Genomic DNA, 26864 nt, shown 5'->3' with positions numbered 1-26864 from the left:
CTGGTGGCGGAAGATGTCGCGTGGGGTGAGGACGAGCCCGGCCCGGCGGGCCCGGCCGGAGACCTGGATGGCGTTGATGCTGTCGCCGCCCAGGGCGAAGAAGTTGTCGTCGGCGCCGACGTCGGCCAGACCGAGGACCTCGCCGACGATCCGGCAGAGCAGCGCCCGCGGGTCGTCGTCCGCGGACGGTTCCGAGGACCGCTGCGCCGCCGGGGCGGCCGGGGCGGTCGCGGGCTGCTCGGGGGCGGGCAGCGCGGCCTTGTCGGTCTTGCCGTTGACGGTCAGCGGGATCCGGCCGATCTCCATGAGGACGGACGGCAGCAGGTGCGCCGGCAGGGCGGCCCGCAGATGGGTGCGTACCGCTCCGAGGTCGAGTCCGGCACCCGCCTCCGGCACGAGGTAGCCCACGAGCTGCCGGACGCCCGGACGGTCCTCCCGTACGGTCGCCACGGCCTGCGCGACACCCGGCGCGCCGGTCAGGGCGGCCTCCACCTCGCCGAGTTCGATCCGGAAGCCGCGCAGTTTCACCTGGCCGTCGGCCCTGCCGACGAACCGCAGCCGGCCGTCGCGCATCCGGCTGACCACGTCGCCGGTGCGGTACATCCGGCCGCCGGCCGGACCGAACGGGTCGGCGACGAACCGCTCGGCGCTCAGGCCGGGCCGGCGCAGATAGCCCCGGGCCACGCCGATTCCGGCGACGTACAGCTCGCCGGGGACGCCGGCCGGGACCGGCCGCAGCCGGTGGTCGAGCACGTACACGCGGGTGTTGGGCAGCGGGCCGCCGATCGGCGGCACCCCGGCCTCGGGCGCCAGCGGCCCGGCCATGGTGCAGGAGACCGTGGTCTCCGTGGGGCCGTACGCGTTGAACATGCGCCGCCCGGGCGCCCAGGTGGCGACCAGACCGGCCGGGGCGGCCTCGCCGGCCGTCACGAGGGTACGGACGGTGCGCAGGCTCGCGGGCGAGAGCTGAGCGAGCACCGCGGGCGGCAGCGTCGCGTGGGTGACGCCCTGCTCGCGCAGCAGCGCGGGCAGTTCGGCGACCTGGAGCAGCATGTCGGCCGGGCCGAGCACCAGGCACGCGCCGGCGGACAGCGGGGTGCAGATCTCCGACATCGCGGCGTCGAAGCTGAGCGACGCGAACTGCAGCGCCCTGCTCCCCGGGCCCATGGCGTACGGACCGGTCCGGGCCAGGACGATGTTGGGGATGCCGCCGTGCTCGACGACGACGCCCTTGGGGCGGCCGGTGGAGCCGGAGGTGTAGATGACGTACGCGGGCGTACGGGCCGTCAGCGGGGCGGTCCGGTCGGCGTCGGCCGGGTTCCGCACCGGCTGGGCGGCGAGCGCGGTGACGGTGTCCGGCGCGTCGACGACGATCCGCCCGGCGGCCGCGGACGGCACGCGCTCCTCGGCCTCGGCGCTGGTGACGACCAGGCAGGGACGGGCGTCCTCGAACAAGTAGGCAATGCGGTCGGCGGGGTATTCGGTGTCGACCGGCAGGTAGGCCGCGCCGGACTTGAGCACGGCGAGCACCGAGACGATCATCTCCGGCGACCGCGGCACCGCGATCGCCACGACCTTCTCCGGACCCGCGCCCCGTCCGCTCAGCAGATGCGCCAGCCGGTTCGCCCGCGCGTTGAGCTCCGCGTACGACAGGGTCACATCGCCCGAGGAAAGGGCGGGCGCGTCGGGCGTACGGGCGACCTGGGCCTCGATCAGTTCCGGGACGAGGAGGTCCGGGAGCGGGCGGGCGGTGTCGTTCCAGCCGTAGAGCAGCAGCTCGCGCTCGGCGGCGCCGAGGATGTCGACATCCTCGATCCGCCGGTCGGCGTCCGCGACCACGGCCTTCAGGACGGTGACGAACCGGTCCGCCATCGCCTCGACCGTCGCACGGTCGAACAAGTCCGCCGCGTAGGCCACGGTGCCGTGCAGGCCGGCCGGTCCGTCCTCGTCGGAGCGCTGCTCGGAGAGCCGCACCGACAGGTCGAACTTGGCCCGCCCGGACCCGTCGCCGGCCGGCTCGCCGACGGCGTCGACGGTCAGTCCGGCGAGGCGTACATCGGCCCGCGAGACGTTGTCCAGGGAGAGCATGACCTGGAACAGCGGGTGGTACGCGGCCGACCGGCGCGGCGCGACCGCGTCCACGACCCGCTCGAACGGCACGTCCTGGTGGCTGTAGGCGGCGAGGTCGGCGTCCCGGACCCGGGCCAGCAGGTCACGGAAGGACGGATTTCCGGACGTGTCCGTGCGCAGCACCAGCGTGTTGACGAAGAAGCCGACCAGGTCGTCGAGAGCCTCGTCGCCGCGCCCGGCCACCGGCGTGCCGAGCGGGATGTCCTCGCCCGCGCCGAGCCGGGTCAGCAGGGTCGCCAGCGCCGCCTGGAGGACCATGAAGACCGTGGTCCGGCTGGAGCGGGCGAGGTCGAGCAGCCCGGCGTGCAGCTCGCCGTCGAGCGTGAGCGGCACGAGTCCGCCGTCGTGGCCGGCCTCCTCCGGGCGCGGCCGGTCGGTGGGCAGCGCCAGCACCTCGGGCAGGCCCGCGAGGGTCCGTGTCCAGTGGGCGAGGTGCCGGGCGATCTCGCTGTCCGGGTCGGACTCGTCGCCGAGCACCTCGCGCTGCCACAGCGCGTAGTCGGCGTACTGAACGGGGAGCGGCGACCACTGCGGCGCGGCACCCCCGGCACGCGCGGTGTACGCGGTGGCCAGGTCCCGGATCAGGGGCCGCATCGAGGAGGCGTCGCCCGCGATGTGGTGCAGCACCAGCACGAGGACGTGGTCCTCCGAGCCCACCTCCAACAGCTGGGCGCGCAGCGGCAGATCGGTGTCCAGGGCGAAGTCGGTGCGCTGCGCCGCGGCCACGGCCGCCTCGACGCCGGACTCCTCGATCTGTACGACGTGCAGATACGGACGTGCCTCGGCCGGGTCGAGCACGACCTGCGTGGGCGTGCCGTCGGACGTCGCGGGGAAGACGGTGCGCAGCGACTCGTGGCGGGTCACCACGTCGGCGAGCGCGGTCTCCAGCGCGACGGCGTCCAGCGGGCCGCGGAGCCGGGTGACCATCGGGATGTTGTACGTGCCGGCCGTCGCACCGAGCCCGCTCAGCGCCCAGAGGCGGCGCTGCGCGTACGACAGCGGGACGTCGGCGGGCCGCTCCCGCGACACGAGGGCGGGCCGGGTCTCCCCTCCTCGCTCCAGGTACGGGGCGAGGGCGGCGACGGTGGGGGTCTCGAACAGGGCCCGGGCGGGCAGTTCTACGCCCAGGACTGTACGAATCCGGGACACGAGGCGGGTCGCGAGAAGGGAATGACCGCCGAGGTCGAAGAAGCTGTCGTCGATCCCGACCCGGGACAGGCCCAGGATCTCGGCGAACAGGCCGCAGAGGATGTCCTCTTGAGCCGTACGCGCCTCACGGCGGACGGTGCCTGAGGTGGTGGGCGCGGGCAGGGCCTTGCGGTCCGTCTTGCCGTTCGGGGTCAGCGGCACCGACTCCAGGACCACGACCGCGGAGGGAACCATGTACTCCGGCAGGAGATCGGCCACCGCACGGCGAACCGACTCCGCTTCGAGGGCTGTTGACTCCGTGGGGACGACGTAGCCGACGAGCCGGCGGTCATTCGCGGTGTCCTCGCGGACCATGGCGACAGCGCGTGCCACGCCAGGGACTGCGGAGAGCGCGGACTCGACTTCACCCAGCTCGATGCGATACCCGCGCACCTTCACCTGGTCGTCGGCACGGCCGACGAACTCCAGGACACCGGCCTCAGTCCAGCGGACCAGGTCTCCCGTCCGATACATACGGGAACCCGGCTCGCCGAACGGGTCGGTGACAAAACGCTCCGAGGTCAGACCCGGACGACCGAGGTAGCCGCGGGCCACGCCGTCACCCGCGATGTACAACTCACCCGGCACACCCGGCGGCACCAAACGGAGCCGGCCGTCGAGGACGTAGACCTGGGTGTTGGCGATCGGAGCACCGATCGGCGTACCACCATCGCCCGTCAGCAGAGCGCTGGTCGACCAGATCGTCGTCTCCGTCGGACCGTACATGTTCCACACCGACGCACCGGCCTGCGCCAGCACACCAGCGAGAGCAGCATCCACGGCCTCGCCGCCGACCAGGACCTTCAGACCCTTCGCGGCATCCGGGTCGGTCTCCATGAGTGCACGCCACAAGCTCGGCGTCGCCTGCATCACGGCAATACCTTCGGAGCGCACCAAGGCGCTCAACCGCGCGGGATCGCGCACGACATCACGGTCCGCGATCACCACGACAGCACCAGAGACGAGCGGCAGGAAGACTTCAAGCAAGGAGATGTCGAAGCCGAACGTCGTCACCGCCAGCCACTTCTCCCCCACCGACAGCCCCACCTGCGAACCCATCGACCACAAGAAGTTCCGCAGCGCGCCATGCGGCACGACCACGCCCTTCGGCCGGCCCGTCGACCCGGACGTATACAGCACATACGCCGCATCCTCGGCTGACACCTCACGCTCGACCACCAGCTCCGAGGCAGGCTCAACGCTGTCAAGGAGCAGCAGCGGGACGGTACTTCCGTCAGGCAGCTGTTCAGCAGCATCAGTAGTCGACAGGATCACCGAAGGCGCGGCATCGGAGAGGATGTAAGCGATCCGGTCGGCCGGGAAGTCCAGATCCACCGGCAGGAACGCCCCTCCCGCAAGACCCACACCCAGCATCGCCACCACCGCGTCCACCGAACGCGGCACCGCCAACGCCACCACCGCACCACGACCCACACCACGACGCGTCAGCTCATTCGCCACACCCACCGCACGCGACCACAACTCGCCATACGACAGACGCTCGTCACCACACACCACCGCCGGCGCCCCCGGCGCCCGCGCCGCACACTCCGCGAACCACACCGGCACCACACCCACCGGCACCACCGCACCTGTCGCATTCCAACCGCTCACCAACCGGTCACGCTCAGCGGCATCGAGGATGTCGATGCCGCCGATGGAGCGGTCGGGGTCGGCGACGGCGGCGCGGAGCAGGCGCTCCAGTCGGCCGACGACGGTCTCGACGGTCTCGCGGTCGAAGAGGTCGGCGGAGAATTCGGCGACGCCTTCGAGGCCGTTCGGGACGCCGTTGGCGGTGTGCCGTTCGCCGAGGCCGAGGGAGAGGTCGAAGCGCGCCCAGGAGGACGCGCCGGCCTCGGCGGCCACGGTCAGGCCGGGCAGTTCGAGCGCGGCGTCGCGGGAGTTCTGCACGGTGAGCGTCACCTGGAAGAGCGGGTGACGGGTGAGCGAGCGTTGCGGGTTGAGCGCCTCGACGATCCGCTCGAAGGGCAGGTCCTGGTTGGCGTACGCGGCGAGGTCGGTGTCCCGGACGCGGGCGAGCAGCTCGCGGAAGGACGGGGCGCCGGAGGTGTCGGTGCGCAGGACCAGGGTGTTCAGGAAGAAGCCGACGAGGTCGTCGAGGGCGTCGTCGGTGCGGCCGGCGATCGGGGCGCCGATCGGGATGTCGTCGCCCGCCCCGAGCCGGCTGAGGACGGACGCGAGTCCGGCCTGGAGCACCATGAAGAGGCTGGTGCCCGTGGAGCCGGCGAGGGCCAGCAGCCGGCGGTGCAGCTGCGCGTCGAGGGCGAAGCGCAGCTTCGCGCCGCGCTGGGCGCCGGTCAGCGGCCGGGGTCGGTCGGTGGGCAGGGCGAGCTCTTCCGGCAGGCCGGCGAGCGCGTCGGTCCAGTGGGCGAGCTGGCGGGCGATCTCGCTGTCCGGGTCGGACTCGTCGCCCAGCACCTCGCGCTGCCACAACGTGTAGTCGGCGTACTGGACGGGCAGCGGCGTCCACTGCGGTGCGTCGCCCTGGAGGCGGGCCCGGTAGGCCGTGGAAAGGTCCGTGGCGAGCGGGGCGAGGGACCAGGCGTCGCCGGCGATGTGGTGCAGCACGAGCACGAGGACATGCTCGTCCGGGCCGGTGGCGAGCAGGGTGGCCCGGAGCGGGACCTCCCGGGTCAGGTCGAAGCCGCCGCGGAGCAGTTCGGCGATCCGGGCCTGCGGGTCGGCGGCGTCGGTGGAGTCCTCGTCGGAGGCGTCCAGGATGGTGAGGCCCACGGGCTGCGCCGCGCCGTCGAGGACGGCCTGACGGGGTTCGCCGTCGGTGGCCGGGAAGACCGTGCGCAGGCTTTCGTGGCGCTGTGCCACGTCGGCGAGCGCCGCGCCGAGAGCAGCGCGGTCGAGGTCTCCGGAGAGGCGCAGGACCATGGGGATGTTGTAGAGCGGGCTCGCCGGGTCCATCTGGTGGATGAACCACAGGCGGCGCTGGGCGAACGACAGCGGGACGGCGTCGGGCCGCTCGGCCGGGGCGGGGGCCGGCCGGGCCGAGCCGGCGCCGTCGAGGCGCTCGGCGAGACCGGCGACGGTCGGGGCCTCGAAGAGGGCCCGGATGCCGAGCTGCACGCCCAGGACCGAGCGGATACGGCTGAGGAGCCGGGTCGCGAGCAGCGAATGGCCGCCGAGCGCGAAGAATCCGTCGTGGATGCCGACCCGGCCGACGCCGAGGACCTCGGCGAACAGCCCGCACAGGATCGCTTCCTGCGGGGTGCGCGGTTCCCGGCCCCGTACCGCCGCGGTCTGCTGCGGCGCGGGCAGGGCCCTGCGGTCGGTCTTGCCGTTCGGGGTGAGCGGCACGGCGTCGAGGGTGACGACCGCCGAGGGGACCATGTACTCGGGCAGGACGGCGGCGACGTGGCGGCGGGCCGTCTCGGCGTCCAGGGCGGCGCCCTCGACGGGGACGAGGTAGCCGACCAGACGGCGGTTGCCGGGCGTGTCCTCGCGGACGGCGGCGACGGCGCGGGCGACGCCGGGGACCGTGGAGAGCGCGGACTCGACCTCGCCGAGCTCGATGCGGTGGCCGCGGACCTTCACCTGGTCGTCGGCACGCCCGACGAACTCCAGGGTGCCGTCGGCCCGGTGGCGGACCACGTCGCCGGTGCGGTACATCCGCGTGCCTGCCGGGCCGAACGGGTCGGCGACGAAGCGCTCGGCGGTGAGAACGGTGCGGTTCAGATAGCCGCGGGCCACGCCGTCGCCGGCGAGGTACAGCTCGCCGGGGACGCCGGCCGGGACGGGGCCGAGCCGCCGGTCGAGGACGTACGCCTGGGTGTTGCGCAAGGGGCGGCCGATCGGCACGGCTCCGTCCGGCAGTTCCTCGCCGGGGGTGGCGCGGTGCTGGACGGCGCTGACGGTGGTCTCGGTGGGGCCGTAGACGTTGAAGACCGCGCCGTCCGGGTGCCGGCGGCGCCAGGAGGCGACGGCGGCCGAGGTGAGGGCCTCGCCGGCGACGAGGAGTTCGGCGTCGGCCTCGGCCGGTTCGACGGCGTCGGTGAGCATGCCGAGGTGGCTGGGCGTCACCTTCAGCAGGCTGAAGTCCTGCTCGACGGCTCCTTCGAGGAAGTCGGTGAGCCGGATGTGCCCGCCGACGGTGAGCGGGACGTGCAGCGAGGTCACCGTGGTGTCGAAGGAGACCGAGGAGTGCAGCAGCACCGTGCCCGCGACGCCGCGGTAGTCGGCGGCGGCGCCCGCGGCGTAGTCGGCGAGGCTGGTGTGACGGACGACGACGCCCTTCGGGGTGCCGGTGGAACCGGAGGTGTAGATGACGTACGCGGGGTGGTCGGCCAGCAGAGTGCTCGTGCGGTCCACGTCGGCGGGGTCGTCCGCGCGCCGCCCGGCGAGTTCGGTGAGGGTCGCCGGGGCGTCGAGGGCGAGGACGGGCTGGGTGGCGCCCTTGGGCAGGTGCGGCACGACGTCCTGGGCGGTGACGACCAGGGCGGGCGCGGCGTCGGCCAGCATGTAGGCGATGCGGTCGGCGGGGTATTCGGTGTCGACCGGCAGGTAGGCCGCGCCGGACTTCAGTACGGCGAGTACGGCGACGATCATCTCCGGCGACCGCGGCACCGCGATCGCCACGATCGACTCCGGGCCCGCGCCCCGTCCGATCAGCAGATGCGCCAGCCGGTTCGCCCGCGCGTTGAGCTCCGCGTACGTCAGGGTCAGATCGCCGCCGGTCACGGCGGGGGCCTCCGGGGTGCGGGCGGCCTGGGCCTCGATCATCTGCGGGACGAAGAGGTTCGGCCGGGGGCGGGCGGTGTCGTTCCAGCCGTAGAGCAGCAGCTCGCGCTCGGCGGCGCCGAGGATGTCGAGGTCCTCGACCCGCCGGTCGGCGTCCGCGACCACGGCCTTCAGGACGGTGACGAACCGGTCCGCCATCGCCTCGACCGTCGCGCGGTCGAACAGGTCCGTGGCGAACTCGACGAGGGCGTCGAGGCCGGCGGGCGCACCGTCGGCGGTGAGACGCTCGTTGAGGCCGAAGGACAGGTCGAATCGGGCCACGCCGCCGCTGCCCGGCTCGGCGCCGATGGTCAGACCCGGCAGCTCCAGGGTGGGCTGCGCGGTGTTCTGCAGGGCCAGCACGATCTGGAACAGGGGGTGCCGGCCGAGGGAGCGGGGCGGGTTCAGTGCCTCGACGAGGCGCTCGAACGGCACGTCCTGGTGGGCGTACGCGGCGAGGTCGGTCTCCCGGACCCGGGCCAGCAGGTCACGGAAGGACGGGTTTCCCGAGGTGTCCGTGCGCAGCACGAGCTCGTTGATGAAGAAGCCGACCAGCTCCTCCACGGCGTCGTCGGTGCGGCCCGCGATCGGGGTGCCGATCGGGACGTCCGTACCCGCGCCGAGGCGGGTCAGCAGGCTCGCCAGCGCCGCCTGGAGGACCATGAACAGGCTGGTGCCGGACTCCCGGGCGAGGCTCAGGAGCTGCCGGTGCAGCGCGGCGTCCAGCTCGAAGCGGATCCGCTCGCCCCGGTGCGTGGAGGCGTCGGGGCGCGGGCGGTCGGTGGGCAGGGTCAGCTCGTCGGGCAGGCCGGCCAGGGTCTCCGTCCAGTGGGCGAGCTGGCGGGCGATCTCGCTGTCCGGGTCGGACTCGTCGCCCAGCACGTCGCGCTGCCACAGCGCGTAGTCCGCGTACTGGACCGGGAGCGGCGACCACTGCGGCGCGGCGCCCTCGCACCGGGCGGTGTAGGCGTCGCCCAGGTCGCGGGCGAGCGGTCGCATGGACCAGGCGTCGCCGGCGATGTGGTGCAGCACCAGGACGAGCACGTGCTTGTCCGGACCGACGGTGAGCAGCGTGGCCCGCAGCGGGGTCTGCTCGGCCAGGTCGAAACCGTGCCGGACGGTCGCGGCGACCCGCGCGGCGACCTCGTCCTCCGTGACGTCGACGGTCCGCAGAATCCGGCCCGCGACGGTCCCGGCGTCGAGCACGACCTGTGTGGGGGTGCCCTCAGGTGCGGGGAACACGGTGCGCAGCGACTCGTGACGGGTCACCACGTCGGCGAGCGCGGCCTCCAGCGCGACGGCGTCCAGCGAGCCGTGCAGGCGCAGGCCCAGGGAGATGTTGTACAGCGGGCTGGCGGTGTCGAGCTGGTTGATGAACCACAGGCGGCGCTGCGCGTACGAGAGCGGGATCTCGGCCGGCCGCAGCTGCGGGACGAGGGCGGTACGGGCCGCCGCCGTGCCACCGCCGTCGAGGTGACGGGCGAGGGCGGCGACGGTGGGGGTCTCGAACAGGGCCCGGACCGGGAGCTCGACGCCCAGGACCGTACGAATCCGGGAGACCAGACGGGTCGCGAGGAGGGAATGACCGCCGAGGTCGAAGAAGCTGTCCTCGATGCCGACCCGGGACACGCTCAGGATCTCCGCGAACAGACCGCAGAGGATGTCCTCCTGGGCCGTACGCGCCTCACGCCGGACGGCACCCGAGGTGGTGGGGGCGGGCAGGGCCTTGCGGTCCGTCTTCCCGTTCGGGGTGAGCGGCACCGCGTCGAGAACGACCACGGCGGAGGGAATCATGTACTCCGGCAGGACATCGGCCACCGCACGGCGAACCGACTCCGCTTCGAGCACCGTCCCTTCGACGGGGACGACATAGCCGACGAGCCGGCGGTCGTTCGGAGTGTCCTCGCGGACCATGGCGACGGCGCGGGCGACACCCTCCACCTTCGACAGGGCCGATTCGACCTCGCCCAGCTCGATGCGATACCCGCGCACCTTCACCTGGTCGTCGACACGACCGACGAACTCCAGAACACCCGCATCCGTCCAACGGACCAGGTCACCCGTCCGATACATCCGCGCGCCAGACGCGCCGAACGGGTCCGTGACGAAACGCTCCGACGTCAGACCCGGACGACCCAGATAGCCACGGGCCACACCCTCACCCGCGATGTACAACTCACCCGGCACACCCGGCGGCACCAGACGCAGCCGGCCGTCGAGGACGTAGACCTGGGTGTTGGCGATCGGAGCACCGATCGGCGTGCGACCGTCACCCGTCAGCAGAGCGCTGGTCGACCAGATCGTCGTCTCCGTCGGACCGTACATGTTCCACACCGACACACCAGCCTGCGCCAGCACACCAGCGAGCGCGGTGTCCACGGCCTCGCCGCCGACCAGGACCTTGAGCCCTGTCACGGCCTCCGGGTCCGTCTCGGCCAGTGCGCGCCAGAGGCTCGGCGTCGCCTGCATCACCGCGATGTCCTCGGACCGCACCAGAGCGCCCAACCGCTGCGGATCACGCACCACATCACGATCCGCGATCACCACCACAGCACCGGACAGCAACGGCAGGAAGACCTCCAGCAGAGAGATGTCGAAGCCGAACGTCGTCACCGCCAGCCACTTCTCCCCCACCGACAGCCCCACCCGCGAGCCCATCGACCACAAGAAGTTCCGCAGCGCACCGTGAGGCACGACCACGCCCTTCGGCCGGCCCGTCGACCCGGACGTATACAGCACATACGCCGCGTCTTCCGCCGACACCTCGCACTCCGCCATCAGCTCCGCTGCAGGCTCGACGGTGTCCAGAAGAAGCAGCGGGGCCTCGGTCCCTTCCGGCAGCCGATCAGCAGCGTCGTGGGTCGACAGGATCACCGAAGGCGCGGCATCGGAGAGGATGTAAGCGATCCGGTCGGCCGGGAAATCCAGATCCACCGGCAAGAACGCCCCGCCCGCAAGACCCACACCCAGCATCGCCACCACCGCGTCCACCGAACGCGGCACCGCCAACGCCACCACCGCACCACGACCCACACCACTACGCGTCAACTCATTCGCCACACCCACCGCACGCGACCACAACTCCCCGTACGACAGACGCTCGTCACCACACACCACCGCCGGCGCCTCCGGCGCCCGCGCCGCACACTCCGCGAACCACACCGGCACCACACCCACCGGCACCACCACACCCGTCGCATTCCAACCGCTCACCAACCGGTCACGCTCAGCGGCATCGAGGACATCGACCGCACCCACCGGCCGGTCCGCGTCCATGACCGCGGCGCGCAGCACGCGCTCCAGGCGTCGCAGGATCCGTTCGGCCGAGGCGTGGTCGAAGAGGTCAGGGCGGTAGTCGAGGCGCACCTGCACGCCGGCGGTCGTCCGGGAGACCACGAGGGTGAGCGGGTAGTGGGTGGCGTCGCGGCCCTTCGCGCCGACGAGGCGCAGCCCGGACTCGAGCCGGGCGCCCTCGGCGGCCGGGTCCACGGGGTAGTTCTCCACGAGGACGGTGGTGTCGAAGAGTTCGCCGGCGCCGGCCAGCGCCTGGATCTCGGCGAGGCCGAGGTGCTGGTGCGGGCCGAGGTCGGCCTGTTCGTTCTGTACGCGGGCGAGGGCCTTCGACCACGGTTCGTCGTGGTCGAGGGCGACGCGGACCGGGACGGTGTTGATGAAGAGGCCGACCATGGACTCGACGCCGGGTACCTCGGCCGGGCGGCCGGCGACGGTGGTGCCGAAGACGACGTCGTCGCGGCCGGTGAGGCGGCCCAGGACGACGGCCCAGGCCAGCTGGACGACGGTGTTCAGGGTGACCGCGCCGGAGGCGGCGAGGTCCGCGATGCCGTCGCCGAGGTCGGCGGGGAGCAGGCACTCGACGCGCTCCGGCATGCGGGCCTCGCGGCCGGCGTCGGCGGGGGCGAGGCGGGTGGCCTCCTCGACGCCGGCGAGGGTGCGGCGCCAGACCTGCTCGGTCTCGTCGCGGTCCTGGCCGGCCAGCCACTGGAGGTAGTTCTTGTACGGGGTGACCGGCGGCAGGGCCTCGACGCCGTGCTCGTACGCGGTGAACAGTTCGCGCAGGACGACCGGCATGGACCAGCCGTCGAGCAGGATGTGGTGGTTGGTGACGACCAGCCGGTGCAGCGCGTGCTCGCGGCGGATCAGGAGGCAGCGGATCAGCGGCGGCGCGGCCAGGTCGAAGCGCTCGGCGCGGTCCTGGTCGGCGAGCCGGCCGAGTTCGGCTTCCCGCTCCTCCGCGGGCAGGTGGGTGAGGTCGGCCTCGTGCCAGGGCAGTTCGACCTCGCGGAGGAGGAACTGCACGGGCTTTCCGGAGCGTACGGAGCGGAATCCGGCCCGCAGGTTGGCGTGGCGCCGCAGCAGGGCGGCCATCGCGTCCTTGAGGCGGGCCGCGTCGAGCGGTCCCTCCAGGTCGACGGCGAGCTGGACGGCGTAGACGTCGGGGCCTTCGCCGTCGTCGAGCAGGGAGTGGAACAGGAGGCCTTCCTGCAGGGGGGACAGGGGCAGGACGCCCTCGAGTCCGGACGGCTTGCGGGCCGGTCGGCTGGTGTGCGTCACGTCAGATCCTCCAGGTCGGCCAGTTCGGCCTCGAGCTCGTCGATCTCGTCCTGGTCCAGGTCGGCCAGGGAGAGGTCGGATGTCGTCAGGCTGCGGGGGGCGCCGCCGGCGGGGGCGGCGTGTGCGGTGCTGTACCGCGTGAGGGCGTCGAGGGCCTCGAACCAGAGGCCGGTGAGGAACTCGACGTCGGCCTCGTCGAAGAGGCCGCCGGGCCAGGTCCAGGTCACGGTCAGTTCGGGTCCGGAGGGCCGGTCGTGGGTGACCGCGTTGACCTCCAGGCTGTGGGCGAACGGCAGGTCGGGGTCGGTCGGGGCGATGCGTACGTCCTCGGGCGCGGCACCCCAGTCGGCGGGGCCGGCGGAGTGGTCGGTGCGGACGCGGCCCAGGTAGTTGAAGCCGATCTGCGGTGCGGCGCCGGCCGCGAGGAGGTCCGCGGTGCGCGGGTTGAGGTGGCGGAGCAGGCCGTATCCGGCGCCCTTGGCGGGGACCGCGCGGATCTGGCCGCTGACCCGGCGCAGGGCCTCGCCGGCGGCGGGGGCTCCGCCGTGGACCTCGTGCCACTTGACGCCGGGGTCGAGGCGCAGCGGGTGCATGGTCGTGAACCAGCCGACGGTGCGGGAGAGTTCGGCGCCGTCGTCGTCGGTGCGGCCGTGGCCCTCCACGTCGAGGAGGACGGGTCCGGCGCCCGGTGCACCGCGCCTGCGGCCGCGTCGCCATTCGGCGAGGGCGAGGGCGAGGGCGGTGAGCAGGATCTCGTCGGGGCTGGTGCCGGTCGCCGCGGGGATCGCGGCGAGCAGGGGCTCGGTGCGGTCGGCGGGGAGGGTGCGGGTGCTGCGGTGGGTGGTGGCGTGGGTGTCGGCGGCGGGGTCGAGGGGGCGTTCGGCGAGGAGCGGGTCGGCTTCCGCGGTCATCCGTTCCCACAGCGGGAGTTCGGCCTCGACGGCGCCGGTGAGGGCGCGGTCGGCGAGGCGGCGGGCCCAGGTGCGGAAGGAGGTGCGGGCGGGTGCGACGGCGGTCTCGCGGCCGGCTTCGGCGTCGGCCCAGCAGGTCATGAGTTCGGGGACGAGGACGCGCCAGGAGACGCCGTCGACGACGAGGTGGTGGGCGAGGAGCAGGAGTCGTCCGTCGCGGTCGGGTCCGGCGTCGAACCAGACGGCGCGGAGCATGTCGCCCTGGTCGGGGTCGAGGGCCCGGCGGGCGGTCTCGGCGTGGTCGGTGAGGAGGGGGGCGAGGGCGTCGTCGGGGACGGCGGCGATGTCGACCCGGGTGACGTGGTCGGCGGCGTCGGTCTTGCCGGCGGGCGGGACGTCCAGCGTCCAGGGGCCGGCTGCGGTCCGGTCGAGGCGGGCGCGGAGCAGGTCGTGTCCGTCGAGGACGGCCTGGACGGCGGCGATCAGGGCCTGTTCGCCGAGGCCGGTGGGGGTGCGGAGCAGGACGGACTGGTTGAAGCCCTCGACGGGGCCGCCGAGGCCGCGCAGCCATTCCATGACGGGGGTGGCGGGTACGGTGCCGGTGCCGTCGTCGGGGGCGCTCGTGGTGTCGGCGTCCGGGGCGGTCGCGGCGAGGGCGAGGGCCTCGACGGTCTGGTGCTGGAAGATGTCGCGCGGGGTGAGGACGAGTCCGGCTTCGCGGGCCCGGCTGACGAGCTGGATGGAGACGATGCTGTCGCCTCCCATGGCGAAGAAGTTGTCGTCGATGGCGACTTCGGCGACGCCGAGCAGGTCGGCGAAGAGCGAGCAGAGCAGTTGCTCGCGCTCGTTGCGCGGGGCGCGGGCGCCGCCGCCCGCGTACTGGGGTACGGGCAGGGCCCTGCGGTCCAGCTTCCCGGTGCGGGTGAGGGGCAGTTCGGCGAGTTCGACGAACACGGCGGGTGTCATGTAGTCCGGCAGCAGGGCCGCGACGTGGGCGCGCAGCGCGTCGGCGTCGAGCGGCCGGCCGGCGGCCGGGACGGCGTAGGCGACCAGGCGCTTGTCGCCGGGCCGGTCCTCGCGGACCACGACGACGGTCTGGGCGACGGCCGGGTGGGCGGCGACGGCGGCCTCGACCTCGCCGAGCTCGATGCGGAAGCCGCGGACCTTGACCTGGGCGTCGGCGCGGCCGGCGAACTCCAGGGCGCCGTCGGCCCGCCAGCGGACCCGGTCGCCGGTGCGGTACATGCGCGCGCCGGGCGGGCCGTACGGGTCGGCGACGAAGCGTTCGGCGGTGAGGCCGGGGCGGCCGGTGTAGCCGCGGGCCAGGCCCTCGCCGGCGACGTACAGCTCGCCGGTGACGCCGTCGGGGACGGGGCGCAGGGCCGCGTCGAGGACGTAGACGCGGGTGTTGTCGAGCGGGCGGCCGATGGGGAAGGAGTTGCGGGCGACGTCCTCGTCGGTGAGGGCGTGGTGGACGACGCACAGGGTGGTCTCGGTGGGGCCGTAGCTGTTGGTGAGGCGGGCTCCGGCGGTCTGCTCCAGGACCTTGCGGACGGCGGCCGCCGAGGCGGTGTCGCCGCCGACGTAGATGTCGCGCACGTCACGGAAGGCGTCGGCGTGGTTCTCGGCGAGGAGCCGGAACACGCCTTCGCTGAACAGGCCGACGGTGACGCGGTGCCGGGTCATGGTCGCGGCCAGGGAGGCGATGTCGGTGGCGTCTCCGTCGGAGGCGACGATCCGGGCGCCGTGGAGGAGGGGGCCCCACAGTTCGTAGGTGGAGGCGTCGAAGGACGGCGGGGAGTGCATGAGCACGCGGTCGTCGGCGCCGTGGCCCCAGTAGCGGTCGCGGGCGAGCCCGGCGACGTTGCGGTGGGTGACGGCGACGCCCTTCGGCTCGCCGGTGGAGCCGGAGGTGTACATGACGTACGCGAGCCGGTCCGGGTGGATCGCGGGCGGTGCGGCGTCGGGCGCGCCGGCCGGCGGGAGCTCGTCGTCGACGAGCAGGACGGGCGCGGAGCCGTCCGGGACGCGGGCGGCGGTGGCCGTCTCGGCGAGGACGAGGACGGTCGCGGTGCCGTCGAGGATCCGGCGGGTGCGGGCCTCGGGGCTGCGCACGTCCAGCGGGACGTACACGCCGCCGGCCTTGGCGACGGCGAGGGTCGCCACGACGTGGGCGGCCCGGTCGGCGAGGAGCAGCGCGATCCGGTCCTCGGGGCGGACGCCCCGGCCGAGCAGGGCGCCGGCGAGCCGGTCGGAGCGGGCGTCGAGTTCGGCGTAGGTGAGGGCGAGGTCGCCGCGGACGAGGGCGGTGGCCTCGGGGGTACGGCGGGCCTGGCGGCGGAACAGTTCGGGCAGCGACGCCTCGGGGCGCGGGTGGCCGGTGGCGTTGCGGTCGACGAGGAGGTCGTGGAGTTCGGCTTCGTCGAGGACGGCGAGGCCGCTGATCGGCAGTTCGGGGGTGTGCGCGGCGGCGGTGAGGAGCCGCTGGAGCCGGGTGGCGAGGGTCTCCGCCGTGGAGCGGTCGAACAGGTCGAGGGCGTACTCGATCCGGCCGAGGATGCCGTCGGCGGCGCCGTCGTCGGTGTGCCGCTCCCAGAGGCTGACGGACAGGTCGAACTTGGCGACCGGGGCGTCGGCGCCCTCGACCTCGACCCGCAGGCCGGGCAGGTCGATCTCGGCCCGGGCGGTGTTGTGCAGGATCAGCATGATCTGGAAGAGCGGGTGGCGGGCCAGCGACCGTACCGGGTTCAGCTCCTCGACCAGCCGCTCGAACGGCAGGTCCTGGTGGGTGTACGCGGCGAGGTCGGTCTCCCGGACCCGGGCGAGCAGTTCGCGGAAGGTCGGGTCGCCGGAGGTGTCGGTGCGCAGGACCAGGGTGTTGACGAAGAAGCCGACCAGTTCGTCGAGGGCGTCGTCGGTGCGTCCGGCGATGGGCGTGCCGATCGGGATGTCGCCGCCGGCGCCGAGCCGGGTCAGCAGGGCGGCCAGGCCGGCCTGGAGGACCATGAAGACGCTGACGCCGTGGGCGCGGGCGAGCGTGACGAGCGCGGCGTGGGTCTCGGCGTCGAGTTCCAGCGGCACGTTGTCGCCGCGATAGGTGGCCACCTCGGGACGGGGCCGGTCGGCGGGCAGGTCGAGCTCCTCGGGAAGGCCGTCGAGGGCGTCCTTCCAGTGCTGGAGCTGCCGGGTGAGCCGGCTGTCCGGGTCGGACTCGTCGCCCATGACCGTGCGCTGCCACAGGGTGTAGTCGGCGTACTGGACGGGCAGCGGCTCCCACGCCGGCGCGGCGCCGCGGGTGCGGACGGTGTAGGCCCGGGACAGGTCGGCGAGCAGCGGGGTGAGGGACCAGCCGTCGCTGGCGATGTGGTGGGTGACGAGGACGAGGACGCGGGCGCCGTCGGGTCCGTCGGGGCCCTCGGCGGTGAGCAGACGGGCCCGCAGCGGCGGCTGGACCGTCAGGTCGAAGCCGCCGACGACGGTGTCGGTGATCGCCTGCTCCAGCTCGTCGGCCGGCACGGCGCGTTCGTCGAGGACGGCGCCGCCCTCGACCGGGCCGAGGACGTGCTGGCGGGGGACGCCGTCGGTCTCCGGGAAGACGGTGCGCAGGCTCTCGTGGCGGTCGGTGACGTCGCGGAGCGCGGCCCGCAGGGCGGCCCGGTCGAGCGTGCCGGTGAGACGGAGCACGAGGGGCACGTTGTAGGTGGCGTTGGGGCCTTCGAGCCGGTTGAGGAACCACAGCCGGGTCTGGGCGAAGGACAGCGGGACACGGTCGCCGCGGTCGGCGGGGACGAGCGCGGGGCGCGTCTCGCCGGGGCCGGTGAGCCGGGCGGCGATGCCGGCGACGGTGGGGGCGTCGAACAGTGCCTTGACGCCGACGCGTACGCCGAGGGTGGAGGCGATCCGGCTGAGCAGCCGCATGGCGAGCAGGGAGTGGCCGCCGAGGGCGAAGAAGTCGTCGTCGACGCCGACGCGGGCGACGCCGAGGACGTCGGCGAACAGGCCGGCGAGGATCTCCTCCTCCGGGGTGCGCGGGGCGCGGGTCACCGGGCCGCCGACGGACTCGGGGGCGGGCAGCGCGGCCCGGTCCACCTTGCCGTTGGCGGTGAGCGGGAGCGCGTCGAGGACGACGACGGCGGTGGGCGTCATGTACTCGGGGAGCACCTCGGCGACATGGGCGCGGACGCGGTCGGGCACGAGCCGTTCGCCGGGGGCGGGAACGACGTAGGCGGTGAGCCGCTTGTCGTCCCGCTGGTCCTCGCGGACCAGGGGCAGGGCCTGGCGGACGCCGGGGGCGGACAGCAGCGCTGCCTCGACCTCGCCGAGTTCGATCCGGAAGCCGCGGACCTTGACCTGGTGGTCCGCCCGGCCGACGTACTCGAGGACGCCGGCGGCGTTCCAGCGGACCCGGTCGCCGGTGCGGTACATGCGCGCGCCGGGCGGCCCGTACGGGTCGGCGACGAAGCGTTCGGCGGTGCCTGCGGGGCGGCCGAGGTAGCCGCGCGCCAGGCCGGTTCCGGCGATGTACAGCTCGCCGGTGACACCGTCGGGCACGGGCAGGAGGGCCGCGTCGAGGACGTAGGCGCGGGTGTTCCACATGGGACGGCCGAGCGGGACCGGTCCGGCGGCGAGCGGGGCGCCGGCCGGGACGCGGTGGTCGAGGACGCCGACGGTGGTCTCGGTGGGGCCGTAGTGGTTGACGACGGCGACCCGCGGGTGGCGGGCGCGCCAGGCGGCGAGCTGTTCGGCGTGCAGGGCCTCGCCGCCGGTCATCAGCTCGGCGGTCGGGGAGAGTTCGTCGGGCAGGGTGTCGAGGATCGGCAGGTGGCTGGGGGTGGCCTTGAGGAAGGTCAGGCCGCCGGGGACGTCGAGGGTCTCGTCGAGGTCGCCGACGTACAGGCAGCCGCCGGCGAGGAGGGTGCCGTACAGGGTGGTGAGGCCGAGGTCGAAGGAGAGCGGCGAGTGCAGCAGGGTGCGTCCGCTCAGGCCGGGGTACTCGGCGGCGCAGCGCACCACGTAGTCCACCAGGGCCCGTTGCTCGACGACGACGCCCTTGGGCGCGCCGGTGGAGCCGGAGGTGTAGACGACGTACGCGGCGTCGAGGGGGGTGACGGGCGCGGTCCGGTCGGACGCGGCCGGGGCGTCGGCGCGGGCGCGGGCGAGCGCGCCGGCGGTGTCGGGGGCGTCCAGGACGAGGACGCGGGCACCGGCGCCGGCCAGGTGCGGAGCGGCGTCCAGGGTGGCGGTCGTGGTGAGCAGGAGGGCGGGCCGGGCGTCCGCGAGGAGCCGGGTGACGCGCTCGCCGGGGTGCTCGGGGTCGAGCGGCAGGTAGGCGGCGCCGGCCTTGCCGACGGCGAGCATCGCCGCGACGGCGGTGGCCGAGCGGGGCAGGGCGAGGGCGACCAGGGTGTCCTGGCCGGCGCCGTGCTCCAGGAGCAGGTGGGCGAGCCGGTTGGCGCGGGCGTCGAGCCCGGCGTAGCTGAGCCGTTCGGCGCCGCAGACGACGGCGGGGGCGTCCGGGGTGCGGGCGGCCTGGGCCTCGAAGAGCTGCGGGACGGTGGCGTCGGGGGTGTCCTGGCCGGTGGCGTTACGGGTGACGAGCAGGTCGTGCCGCTCGCTGCCGTCCATGACGGCGAGCCGGGTGAGCGGCCGGTGCGGGTCGTGCAGGGCGGATTCGAGGAGCCGGACGAACCGGCCGGCGAGCGCCTCGACGGTGGGCCGGTCGAACAGGTCGGCGGAGTAGCCGGCGGCGGCCTCGACACCCTGCGGTTCGCCGTGCTCGTCGTAGCGTTCGGCGACGGAGAAGAGCAGGTCGAACTTGGCCATGTCGGGGTCGATCCGGGCAATGTCGGCGCGCAGGCCGGGGAAGTCGACCTCGGCGCGGTCCAGGTTCTGCAGGACGAGCTTGATCTGGAACAGCGGGTGGCGGTTGAGCGAGCGGCGCGGGTTGACCGCCTCCACGAGCCGTTCGAACGGCAGGTCCTGGTGGGCGAAGGCGGCGATGTCCGCGGCGCGGGTGCGCTCCAGGAGTTCGGCGAAGGTGGGGTCGCCGGAGGTGTCGGTGCGCAGTACCAGGGAGTTGACGAAGAAGCCGACCACGTCGTCGAGGGCCTCGTCGCCCCGGCCGACGACCGAGCCGCCGATCGGGATGTCGGTGCCGGCGCCGAGGCGGGTGAGGAGGGCGGCGAGCGCGGCGTGCAGCACCATGAACGGGGTGACGCCGTGGGTGCGGGCGAGGCCCAGCAGCGCGCGGTGGGTCTCGGGGCCGAGGTGGAAGGGCACGAGGCCGCCGCGGTGGCTGGGCAGCGCGGGCCGGGGCCGGTCGGTGGGGAGCGCGAGCTCCTCGGGGAGGCCGGCGAGGGCGTCCTTCCAGTAGGCGATCTGGGCGAAGACGACGCTGTCCGGGTCGCTCTCCTCGCCGAGCCGGTCGCGCTGCCACAGGGTGTGGTCGGCGTACTGGACGGGCAGCGGGGTCCAGTCGGGGTTGCGGCCTTCGAGGGCGGCGGCGTAGGCGAGGCTGAGGTCGCGGGCGAGCGGCGCGGTGGACCAGCCGTCACCGGCGATGTGGTGGACGACGACGACGAGGACGTGTGTCTCGGGGCCGATGGCGACGAGCCGGGCGCGGAGCGGGGCCTCGCGGGTGATGTCGAAGCCGCGGCCGACCGCTTCGGCGACGAGGGCGTCGGCGTCGGGTCCGGCGGCGGTGACGACGTCGAGGACGGGACGGGCCTGCTCGGGCGCGAGGACGAGCTGGTGGGGGACGCCGTCGGTCTCGGGGAAGACGGTGCGCAGGCTCTCGTGCCGGGCGGCGACGTCGGCGAGGGCGCGGCGCAGGGCGTCGTGGTCGAGCGGGCCGGAGAGCCGCAGCACCAGGGGGATGTTGTAGGTGCCGTCGGCCGGGTCCATCCGGTTGAGGAACCACAGGCCCCGCTGGGCGTACGACAGCGGCAGCAGGTCGGGGCGTTCGCGGCGTACGAGGGCGCCGCGGGCGGGTCCCGCGTCGGCGAGCCGGGCGGCGAGGCCGGCGACGGTCGGCGTCTCGAAGAGCGCGGCGACCTCCAGGTCCGTGTCCAGGGCGGTGCGGATCCGGGCGACGAGCCGGGTGGCGAGGAGGGAGTGGCCGCCGAGGGCGAAGAAGTCGTCGTCGACGCCGACCCGGTCGAGGCCGAGCATGTCGGCGAAGACGCCGCACAGGATTTCCTCCTGTGGGGTACGCGGGGCGCGGCGTTCGACCGTGGTGAAGTCGGGGGCGGGCAGGGCCTTGCGGTCGGTCTTGCCGTTCGGGGTGAGCGGCATCGCGGGCAGGGCGACGAGGACGGCGGGGACGAGGTGTTCGGGCAGCGTGGCGGCGAGGGCCTCGCGCGGGCCGCGGACGTCGGCGGCGCCGACGACGTAGCCGACGAGGTGGCGGTGTCCGCCGGGGCCGGGGACGACCGCGGCGGCGGCGTCGGTGACGCCGGGCAGGGCCCGCAGATGGGCCTCGACCTCGCCGAGTTCGATGCGCTGGCCGCGGATCTTGACCTGGGCGTCGCGTCGGCCGATGAACTCCAGCTGCCCGTCGGGGCGGTGGCGGACGAGGTCGCCGGTGCGGTACATGAGGCTGCCGTCGTCGGCGAACGGGTCGGGGACGAACGCGGCGGCGGTGCGCTCGGGGTCGCCGAGGTAGCCGAGGCCGACGCCGACGCCGGCCACGTACAGGTCGCCGGGGGTGCCGGGCGGGACGAGCTGCCGCTCGTCGCCGAGGACGTAAAGGGTGGTGTTGCGCACGGCATGGCCGATGGGGGCGGTGATCCGCCGCTCGTCGAGGGTGTCGGGGGTGAGGACGGCGTGGGTGACGTCGTCGGAGCACTCGGTGGGCCCGTACGCGTTCATCATCGGGATGCCGGGGAAGCGGGCGAACCAGCGGCGGCACAGGTCGGCGGGGAGTTCCTCGCCGGTGACGACGAGCCGGCGCAGGGTGGGCAGGGCGGGGACCTCGGCGCCCTCGTCCCAGATGTCCAGGGCGGCGCGCAGCAGGGAGGGGACGACTTCCAGGACGGTGACCTCGTCGTGGGCGACGAGCCGGAACAGGCCCAGCGGGTCGGCGGCGAGGAGCTGGTTCACGGCGAGGACGCGGCCGCCGGTGAGCAGCGGGGCGATCATCTGCCAGACGGAGACGTCGAAGGTGAGGGGCGCGTTCTGGACGACGGTGTCGGCGCCGGTGAGGACGAGGTCGTCGACCTTGGCGAGCAGGTGGTTGTTCATGCCCCGGTGGTGCACCATCGCGCCCTTGGGGCGGCCGGTGGAGCCGGAGGTGAAGATGACGTACGCGAGCCGGTCGCCGGGCGGGACGGTGATGTCGGCGGCCGGGGCGGGGCCGTTCGGTTCGTCGACGGCCAGAACCCGCGTGCCGGTTCCGTCGACGACGACGGCGGCGGTCTCCTCGTGGCCGGGCCCGGTGAGCAGCCAGGCGGCGGAGGCGTCGGCGAGCAGGGAGGCGTTCCGCTCGTGCGGGGCGCGGGTGTCCAGCGGGAGGTAGGCGGCGGACGCGGCCTGGATGCCGAGGAAGGCGGTGATCGCGGCGGCGCCCCGGTCGGCGAGGACGGCGACGACGGTGTCCTCGCGGGCGCCGCGGGCGCGCAGCCGGGCGGCGAGCCGGTCGACCCGGTCCATGAGTGCGGCGTACGTGACGTCACCGTGGTCGTCGGTGACGGCGACGGCCTCGGGGCGCTCGGCGGCGACGGCGCGGACACGGCCCACGACGTCGGTCATGGTCTCCGGCGCGGCGGTGTCGTTCCATTCGACGAGGAGCCGGTGGATCTCCTCGTCCGACAGGAGCGGGGCGCTGCCGATACGGGTGCCGGGGGCGGCCGTGGCGGCGTCGGCGAGCCGGGCGAAGCGGGCCAGGAACGCTTCGGCCGTGGTGCGGTCGAAGAGGTCGGTGCGGAACTCCAGGGCGACGAGCAGGCCGGCCTCGGCACCGCCGGGCGCGCGGTGCTCGCGGACGTTGAACGACAGGTCGAACTTGGCGGCGCCGGTGGGCACGTCGACCAGGCCGAGCGCGAGCCCGTCGACGGCGGGCAGGGAACGCTCCGAGCTGTCCATGGAGATCATGACCTGGAACAGCGGGTGGTGGGAGGTGGAGCGGGCCGGGTTGAGCACCTCGACCAGCCGCTCGAAGGGCAGCTCCTGGTGGGCGTAGGCGTCCAGGTTGCTCGTGCGGACGCGGGCGAGGAGTTCGGCGAAGGTGGGGTCGCCGGAGGTGTCGGTGCGCAGCACGAGGGTGTTGGTGAAGAAGCCGACGAGGGCGTCCAGGCAGTCCTCGGGGCGGCCGGTGACGGGCGTGCCGAGGGCGATGTCGGTCCCGGCTCCGTGCCGGGTCAGCAGGGTGGCGACGAGCGCCTGGACGACCATGAAGGTGCTGGTGCCGGTGGCGCGGGCGAGCTCGGCGAGGCGGCGGTGGGCGGCCGCGTCGAGGCCGAGGGCGACCAGGTCCGCGGGGGCCGCCGAGCCGGCGCCTCGGGGGTGGTCGGCGGGCAGGTCGAGGTGGTCGGGCAGGCCGTCGAGCTGCCGTTTCCAGAAGGCGATCTGACGGGCGGCGGCGCTGTCGGTGTCGCTCTCGTCGCCGAGGGCGTGTCGCTGCCAGGCCGCGTAGTCGGCGTACTGGACGGCGAGCGGGGCCGGTGCGGGGGTGTGTCCGGCGCGGCGGGCCGTGTAGGCGTCGGTGAGGTCGCCGAGCAGCGGGGCGAGGGAGCCGGCGTCGGCGGCGATGTGGTGCAGCAGGAGCAGCAGGACGTGCCGGTCGGGGGCGAGGGCGAACAGGGTGGCCCGCAGCGGGGGTTCCGCGGCGAGCTCGAAGCGGTGGGCGACGGCGGTGGCCAGCTCGGCGTCCAGGGTGTCGTCGCTCGCCGTGCGGACGGTGAGCGCGGGTGTGTCGCCGGGCGGCAGGATGTGCTGGGCGGCGACGCCGCCGGTCTCGCGGTAGACGGTGCGCAGGATCTCGTGGCGGCCGGTGAGGTCGCCGAGCGCGGTGACGAGGGCGGACCGGTCGAGCGGGCCGTCGAGGGTGAGCACGAGCGGGATGTTGTACGCGGCGCCGGGTCCTTCGAGCTGGTCGAGGAACCACAGGCGCTGCTGGGCGTAGGAGAGGGCGAGGTCGCCGTCGCGGGGCACGGGGGTGAGCGCGGGGCGCTCGGCGATCGCGCCTTCGAGGCGTCCGGCCAGCCGGCGGACGGTGGGCGCGGCGAAGAGGGCCTCGACGCCGCAGTCCCGGCCGAGTTCGGCGGCGATCCGCCGGGCGAGCCGGGCGGCCATGAGGGAGTGGCCGCCGAGGGCGAAGAAGTCGTCGTCGGCGAGGACGGCGTCGCGGCCGAGGGCGTCGGCGAACAGGGCGGCGAGGGCGTGTTCGAGCGGGGTACGGGGCTCCCGGCCCGCACCGGAGGCGGACGGGCCCGGCTCGGGCAGGGCCTTGTGGTCGACCTTGCCGTTGGGCGTGACGGGGATGGCGTCGACGACGGTGACGGTCGCGGGGACGAGGTAACCGGGCAGGACCTCGGCGAGCGCCTCGCGGACGGCGGCCGGGTCGAGTCCGGCCGGGGTCGTGGGGACGACGTACCCGGCGAGCGCGGGAGTTCCGTCGGCGGACCGGCGTACGGTCACGGCGGCCTGGGCCACGGCGGGCAGGCGCAGCAGCGCGGCCTCGGCCTCACCGGGCTCGACGCGGTAACCGCGGATCTTGGCCTGCTCGTCGGCGCGTCCGACGAACTCCAGTGATCCGTCGGCGAGTTGGCGTACGAGGTCGCCGGTGCGGTACATGCGCTCGCCGGGCAGCCCGAAGGGGTGGGCGACGAACCGCTCGGCGGTGAGCGCGGAGCGGCCCAGGTAGCCGCGGGCGAGGCCGGGCCCGGCGACGTACAGCTCGCCGGTGACACCGGGCGGCACGGGCAGCAGGGCGCTGTCGAGGACGTACACCCGGGTCTGGGCGATGGGGTCGCCGATGGGGGGTGTGCGGGAGCCGTCGAGGGCCTCGCTCATGGTGGCGCAGACGGTGGTCTCGGTGGGGCCGTAGCCGTTGACGAAGAGCCGGCCGGACGCCCAGCGGGAGACCAGTTCCTCGCCCGCGGCCTCGCCGGCGATGAGGATGGTCATGCCCGGGGGCAGGTCGGTGGCGGGGTCCATGACGGCCAGCGACGACGGCGGCAGGATCGCGTGGGTGATCCCGGCCTCGCGGGCGAACGCGGCGAGCGGGTCGCCGGGCAGCAGCCGCTCGGCGGGGGCGAGGACGAAGGTCGCTCCGGCGAGCAGGCCCATGCACAGCTCGGGCACCATCGCGTCGAAGCCCATGGAGGCGAACTGGAGGACCCTGCTGCCCGGGCGGACGTCCAGCCGCCGGACGAACGTGTCGGCGAGACCCGGCAGGCCGGCGTGGGTGACCACGACGCCCTTGGGGCGGCCGGTGGAGCCGGAGGTGTAGATGACGTACGCGGCGTGCGCGGCGGTCAGCGGGGCGGTGCGGTCGGTGTCCGCGAGGTCGGCTCCGGACAGCGTGGCCAGCTCGGCGACGACGGCGGGGTCGTCGAGGGCGAGCGGGGTGCGCCCGGCGGCCTCGGCGACGGCGGTGGTGGACGCGTCGACGAGTACGCGGACGGGGGCCGCGTCGCCGAGGATGTGCGCGATGCGGGCCTCGGGGTAACCCGGGTCCACGGGGACGTACGCGGCCCCGGCCTTGACCACGGCGAGGATCGCGACGACGAACTCGGCGGAGCGGGGCAGCAGCAGGGCGACCCGGTCCTCCGGTCCGACGCCGCGGGCGGCGAGCAGCCGGGCGAGCCGGTTGGCGCGCCGGTTCAGCTCGGCGTAGTCGAGGACGGTGTCCTGGAACGCGAGGGCGGGCGCGTCGGGCGAGGCGAGGACCTGACGCTCGAACAAGGCGGCGAGCGTGGGGACTTCGGCGGGGGGCGCGACCGCGGCGGGGCGGGCGACCGCCGCGTCCCGCTCCTCGTCGTCGAGCAGTCCGATCCGGCCGAGCGGGGTCCCGGGCTCGTCGAGCGCGCGGGCGATCCGGCCGACGAACCGCAGGTAGCGGTCCTGGTGGGCGGCGAGCTCGGCGGAGGCGTACAGCTCCGGGTGGGCGTCGAAGTCGACGCGGATGGCGCCGCCGTCGCCCCGGTCGTAGACGGAGACGGCGAGGTCCTCGATGAGCCGCAGCGACATGTTGTGCGCGTCGGCGGGCAGTCCGGCGAAGCGCAGGTCGTAGTCGAACGGGACGACGTTGAGCAGCGGGCCGAAGAAGCGGCGGTGGTCGTTGGGCAGGCCGAGGTCGCGGCGCAGCTCCTCGCCGCGGTAGCGCTGGTGGGCGACGAGACCGCGCAGCGCGACCCGGGTGCGCTCCAGGAGTTCGCCGACGGTCGTGGCGTCGTCGACGGCGATCCGCAGCGGGACGACGTTGGCGGCCATGCCGGGCGCGGTGCGGGACGCGGGGCCCGGGCGGGCGGTGACCGGCAGGCCGAGCACGATGTCGGTGAGGCCGGTCATACGGTGCATGTAGGCGACCGTGGCGGCGATGACGACGCGGGAGCGGGCGGTGCCGGCCCGCTCCGCCGCGCGGACCAGGTCCTGCCGGACGTCCTCGGGCAGGTGGGCGCTGCGCCGGACGAAGTCGGCGGACGGCTTCAGCGGGCGGGTGGAGAGGGCGACCGGTTCGGGCTGGTCGGCGTACCGGCCGCGCCAGAACTCCCGGTCGTCGTCGAGGTCCCCGGACGCGCGGTACGCGGCGTCCTCGGCGAGGAGGGTGCGGACCGAACCGAAGGGCGTGGGGCCGGCGTCGGCGCCGGCGGCGAGCGCGGTGTAGACGTCGGCGACGCGGCGGACCAGCAGAGCGGCGCCGACGCCGTCGAGCAGGATGTGGTGGTAGGCGTGATACCAGAACCAGCGGTCCTCGGCGGCCTTGAACAGCGCGTACGTGAACAGCGGCGAGCCGGTGAGGTCGATGCGGCGACGCAGGTCGCGGCCCATCCACTCCTCGGCGGCGCGGCGGGGGTCTGCCTCGCCGGAGACGTCGACGGTCCGCAGGGTCCAGGCGGGCTCGGACCCGATCACCTGGCGGGGGCCGTCGTCGGTGTCCTCGAACCGGATGTGCAGGGCGTCCGCCTCGGCGGTCATCCGCCGCAGCGCCTGCTCGAAGAGCGCGGTGTCCAGGGCGCCGTGGATCTCCAGGTATTCCGCCGCGCGGAAGATCGGACTGTCGGGTTCGACGGCCTGCGCGAACCACACCCCCGCCTGAGCCCCGGTCAGCGGAAGCCGATGCGCGCCGTCGGCAAAAGACTGAGACTGGTCCAT

General features: G+C 74.2%; 2 protein-coding genes (1 of these 2 cut by a window edge). Both read right to left on the bottom strand.

From position 1 onward, the window contains the following. A protein-coding gene (locus tag ABZ693_RS29540) for a non-ribosomal peptide synthase/polyketide synthase (protein WP_359883477.1) crosses the window boundary here: on the bottom strand, nucleotides 1-12639 show its 5' portion. The gene continues 5553 nt to the left of window position 1, outside the view; 12639 of the gene's 18192 nt are visible here — the first part of the coding sequence; its start codon is at nucleotides 12637-12639; the stop codon falls past the left edge of the window. Then, the gene (locus ABZ693_RS29535) at nucleotides 12636-26864 is read right to left on the bottom strand and encodes a non-ribosomal peptide synthetase (protein ID WP_359883474.1); all 14229 of its coding nucleotides are present in this window, start codon (nucleotides 26862-26864) and stop codon (nucleotides 12636-12638) included. The genes ABZ693_RS29540 and ABZ693_RS29535 overlap by 4 nt, the downstream gene beginning before the upstream one ends.

This window comes from Streptomyces laurentii, from assembly GCF_040635425.1.
Classification (GTDB): Bacteria; Actinomycetota; Actinomycetes; order Streptomycetales; family Streptomycetaceae; genus Streptomyces; species Streptomyces laurentii.
The sequence above is the reverse complement of the archived record's forward strand: the minus strand, read 5'-3'. Positions and strand labels throughout refer to the sequence as shown.

Coding starts and splice junctions, on each gene's coding strand:
- ABZ693_RS29535 (WP_359883474.1), bottom strand. CDS start 26,864: ATGGACCAGTCTCAGTCTTTTGCCGACGGCGCGCATCGGCTTCCGCTG.